The organism is Kitasatospora sp. NPDC059088 (assembly GCF_042738155.1).
In the GTDB taxonomy this organism is placed as follows: domain Bacteria; phylum Actinomycetota; class Actinomycetes; order Streptomycetales; family Streptomycetaceae; genus Kitasatospora.
This window is the reverse complement of sequence record NZ_JBHYGR010000101.1, coordinates 33929-35314: the sequence shown is the minus strand read 5'-3', so window position 1 is coordinate 35314 and position 1386 is coordinate 33929. Positions and strand designations below refer to the sequence as shown.

Below are 1386 nucleotides of genomic sequence, written 5' to 3'. Positions count from 1 at the left end.
ACGTCCAGTACGAGGCCGACTCGGGCGCACGCCCAGCCGGGCGCCCAACGCCGCGCGCTGATCTGCCAAGATCCGCCGGACAGGCCCTAGGCCCGCTGTCCGGGGCGACGTGGGTCGGCGCGGTGCTGGGCGGCGGGCCCGGTGACGCCCGGGCGGCGGTACCGGGCCCGACCGATGTGCGCGTGGACGGCTTCGCGGGGATCGAGCCCGCCACGCTCGCCGCGATCACCGGGAGCGGGAGCGGGGGCGGCAGCTGGCAGCCGGGGCCGCTCGGCTGCCCGGGCCTCCCGGACGTGCTGGAAAGGGAGTTGGGCGACGGCCGGCAGGCGACCTGGCTGCACAGCGAGGACTACGACCGCTTGGTCACCCACGGCCGGTACACCGGGTCGTTCTTCTTCGACCGGGAGCGCAGCCGGGTCTTCTTCTGCACGGTGAACCCCGAGGCCCACGGCGGCTGAGGGCCGCTCACCCCAGCCCCACCCGTTCCAGGGCCGCGCCGAAGCCCTTGCTCCAGGCGTCCGGGGTGGCGCCGGGCGAGGGGTCGGGCTCGGGCCGGCCCAGCGCGGCCAGCGCGTTGCGGACCACCTCGGCCGGGCGCGCGGTGGCCACGTCGGCGTGGCCGAGCTCCAGTTCGTGCTGGAGGTTGTCCCGCCCGTGGCCCTGGACGACGTCGAGCAGCAGCAGCCGGCGCCCGAGGGCCCTGGCCTCGCTGCAGGTGTCGCCGGAGCTGGTGACGACCAGGTCGGCGGCGGCCATCAGGGCCGGGATCCGGTCGGTGTAGCCGAAGGCGTGCAGCCGCGGCTCCCGGCGGGCGGCCGCCCGCAGCCGCAGTTCGAGCTCCCGGTTGCGCCCGGCCACGGCGAGCACGTGCGGCCCGGCGGCGGCCAGCGAGGCGGCGGTGCGGGCGATCGGCCCGAGCCCCCAGGAGCCGGACATCAGCAGCACGCACCCGGCGTCCGCCGGCACACCCAGGTCGGCCCGGGCCTCGGCCCGGCCGGGCGGCCGGTAGAACGGCTGCCGCAGCGGCGCGGGCAGCACGGCGACGTCGGCGTCGGGCCGGTAGCGGCGCACGGCGCAGGCGGCGACCTCGGAGGTGACCAGGAACAGGTCGGTGCCCTCCTGCACCCAGAGCCGGTGCGGGGTGACGTCGGTGCAGAACACGAAGTGCCGGAACTCCCGCCCCGGCAGCCGGTTGACCGCCGAGCTGGCGGTGGCGAACACCGAGACCACCAGCTGCGGCCGCTGCGCCTCGACGAGCGCGCCGAGCGCCGGGACGAGTCGGCTGCGCGCGGCCGCGGCCGCGACCCCGGCGGGGCGGGCGCCCCGGGGCCGCGCCCCGGGGGGCCCGCCCGCGCCCGCCGGGGGGCCCCCCCCCGCGGGGGGCCC

Annotated in this window: 2 protein-coding genes; one reads left to right on the top strand and one right to left on the bottom strand. The window is 78.9% G+C overall.

What is annotated here, in order from left to right; translation table 11 throughout:
- Positions 1-182: 182 nt before the first annotated feature.
- Positions 183-458 (top strand): hypothetical protein, encoded by a 276-nt coding sequence (locus ACFWXO_RS33220; protein WP_380528588.1) that lies wholly within the window; start codon positions 183-185, stop codon positions 456-458.
- A gap of 7 nt (positions 459-465) precedes the next feature.
- Here ACFWXO_RS33220 and ACFWXO_RS33215 read toward each other — a convergent pair whose 3' ends face one another.
- The gene (locus ACFWXO_RS33215; RefSeq protein ID WP_380528586.1) at positions 466-1221 is read right to left on the bottom strand and encodes a glycosyltransferase; all 756 of its coding nucleotides are present in this window, start codon (positions 1219-1221) and stop codon (positions 466-468) included.
- Positions 1222-1386 lie beyond the last annotated feature (165 nt).